This window comes from Microvirga sp. P4_A5 (assembly GCF_056402495.1).
Genome location: NZ_JBFUHH010000188.1, coordinates 1 through 2,506, shown reverse-complemented (window position 1 = coordinate 2,506; position 2,506 = coordinate 1). Strand labels below are relative to the sequence as shown.

The following is a 2,506-nucleotide window of genomic DNA, read 5'->3' as shown; positions in this document are numbered from 1 at the left end:
CCGCACAGCGCTCGCAACGCTCCTCTATCACAAGGTTTCCGACGAGGAAGTCGCTTCTTGACGAAACTCCAGAAGGCGGCGTTGCTGCGAAGCTGAACCATGTCGGCCGGTACTGGCCCCGGGGCCGGCGCCTTCTCCACAGGGCACCCAGGCCGAATCAGCGGGTAGCGCGCCGATTCCGCAGCGCTCTGTTACATCGCACATCGTGTAACCAGATCTCGCACCCAAGCCCCCCGTGTCCCGCTAGCCACGACCGCTCGTCTTTCGGTACAATGTCGCCCATTGAATGCTGGAGAGCGGGATGAAACCTGAAACGAGTGAGCTGCCGGCCCCCTTCGATGCGGAGGCGCGTCGGAAGGTTGCGCCTGTCATCTGCTATCCGACGGAAAGTTTGGCTTCTCCCGATCTCCCCGCCTACCGCGCCGCCCGGGAGGGCTGGCGGAAGATCGACGAGGTGATCGTGCCGCCGCGCGATGCACGATGCTTCGAGGTTCCGGCCGGCTGCTTCTTTCGCATCGTGTCGATCGAAGGCTCCCAAGTCGGTGATCTGAACCTATGGTCCGCTGGAAATCTCGATGAGCGGTTCTTCTCCGGAAAGACCAGGGCTCTGCACGGGACGCATCTGTCCACTGGCGATCGTCTCTGGTCCTCGCTGCCGTATCTTCGGCCGATGGCGACGATCACACAGGACACGCTCGACTGGTATGGTTTCGACGGGTGGGGAGGGTCCGTGCATGACGTCATCGGGACGCGTTGCGATCCCTATACCCACCGACTGCTCTCCGGGCAGGACTACCATCATTGCTGCCACTCCAACCTGACGCGGGCTCTGGCGCGTCATCTTCGCCGTCCTCGCACGATGGTTGAGCCTGCGGTGCATGATGTGCTCAACGTCTTCATGTGTACGGGCTTCACGCGCGATACGGGGCAGTACTTCATGAAAGCGAGTCCCGTCAGACCGGGCGACTTTCTGGAATTTTTTGCTGAAATCGACCTTTTGGGAGCGTTGTCGGCCTGTCCGGGTGGCGATTGCAGCGCCAAACACTCGAGCGACGAGGCGGCTTGCCATCCTCTGCTGGTTGAAGTCTATCGACCAATGAAGCCGCCTGTGGGTTGGTCCTCGCCAGAACCCAACGGCTACAGCGGGCAACATGGGGATTCTCTATGATCCACTGTCGTCGCGAAGCCCCGCGCTGAGCTACTCCCATCGGGTGACCGCGCCTCTCCAGTGCCTAGCTACCCCGATCAGGCTAGGCCGAACCGTCTGATCTTCGCCCGCGGGCAGGCCACAGCTCACCAGACTTGGCCTCTTCCCGTCCGTCGCGATTGACGGGATGATGAAGCAGTGCGGCCGTCCGCGCTTGCGCCATGGAGAGCACGATGGACCCTGATGACAGCGAGACCCCGGCTGATCTGGAAGGTCCCGAGGACGATCCGACCGGGGGCGATGAGAGCGACGACCATGATGATCTGATTGTGGATCTAGATCAAAAATCCGAGACGGATGACGACGTGGACCTCGATGTCACGATTGTCGGAACGCCTGCCAGCGTTGAGCTTGACGCGGAGATCGACCAGCAAGGCGAGCTCGATCAGGATGCGGATCTCGACAGCGATGACGCCGACTCTCATGGCGGCGATATCGCAGTCTCGGGGGAGCAGCGGCCGGAAGTCGATCAGAGAATCGAGGTCGATGTCGAGATCAGTGAGGGCGACGACGGCGAAATTGTCATCGAAGTCGATGTGGACGTCGAGGATGACGTCGAGATCGAAAGCGATGCGGACATCGACATCGACGATGATGACGACGACGCCATCGCGGCCGATATCGAACAGGACACGGAGACCGACAGCAATGTCGACGTCGACGTGGAAATCCGCGATGACCTGGATGCCGACGTCGATATCGATGTTGCGTCAATTCTCGACGCTGTGGCCTCGGGGATTGCGGAAATCACCGACGATGAGGACGGCCCGGAGATCTATGCCGGTTTCGAAGAATATGCGGGGGCCGACGGCGATGTGGACATCTTCGTCGATGTGGGCGACGTGGACGTATAATACAATAAATCGCGCCCGAGACTAATATCCCCTCTTCGCAGCACTTCGATTCCCGCCGCACTCGTTTCCGGAACAGCGGCCGTCCTACCCAAGCGGATTAATTGTCTAGGCTCAATTAGGTCTTTCAGCTCAGTAAATTTTGGCAGCTATCCTCTAAAATCCGAAGCTGGGAAAATCGTTCATCGTCCGGGCAATACAGCGATCAACCGGATCGCCTGACCCGCCGATCCGCTTTGGGCGACAAGCTCGCTCGAGACGGCCTTCACGAACGGGGAGTGTGCGCCATGCCCGACTTTGAAGACAACGATTTTGATTTCGACATTAATGCCGACATTGATCAGGATCTCGATCAGGATCAAGATCAGGACGTAGACGTCGACACGGATCAGGACTCCGATGTCGACCAGGATAATACGAACGACGCCGACGTCGACCAGGACAACTC

The 2,506-nt window shown here is 59.5% G+C and carries 3 protein-coding genes; 2 read left to right on the top strand and 1 reads right to left on the bottom strand.

The features are described from left to right. Positions 1-301: 301 nt before the first annotated feature. Together AC1DVM_RS22970 and AC1DVM_RS22965 are read left to right on the top strand one after the other, a co-directional pair. Complete coding sequence (locus AC1DVM_RS22970; protein WP_477258428.1) at positions 302-1,168, top strand: urea carboxylase-associated family protein; 867 nt, start codon at positions 302-304, stop codon at positions 1,166-1,168. 212 nt (positions 1,169-1,380) lie between these two features. Beyond that, a complete protein-coding gene (locus tag AC1DVM_RS22965; protein ID WP_477258426.1) occupies positions 1,381-2,061 on the top strand; it encodes a hypothetical protein in 681 nt (226 codons plus the stop codon). Between the two features lie 179 nt (positions 2,062-2,240). Here AC1DVM_RS22965 and AC1DVM_RS22960 read toward each other — a convergent pair. Next, positions 2,241-2,506: hypothetical protein (locus tag AC1DVM_RS22960; RefSeq protein WP_477258424.1), on the bottom strand; the 266-nt coding region annotated here is incomplete at its 5' end.

What these genes read in the sequence shown, in the direction of transcription:
- AC1DVM_RS22970 (WP_477258428.1), top strand. Translation starts at nt 302, where the DNA reads ATGAAACCTGAAACGAGTGAGCTGCCGGCCCCCTTCGATGCGGAGGCG.
- AC1DVM_RS22965 (WP_477258426.1), top strand. Translation starts at nt 1,381, where the DNA reads ATGGACCCTGATGACAGCGAGACCCCGGCTGATCTGGAAGGTCCCGAG.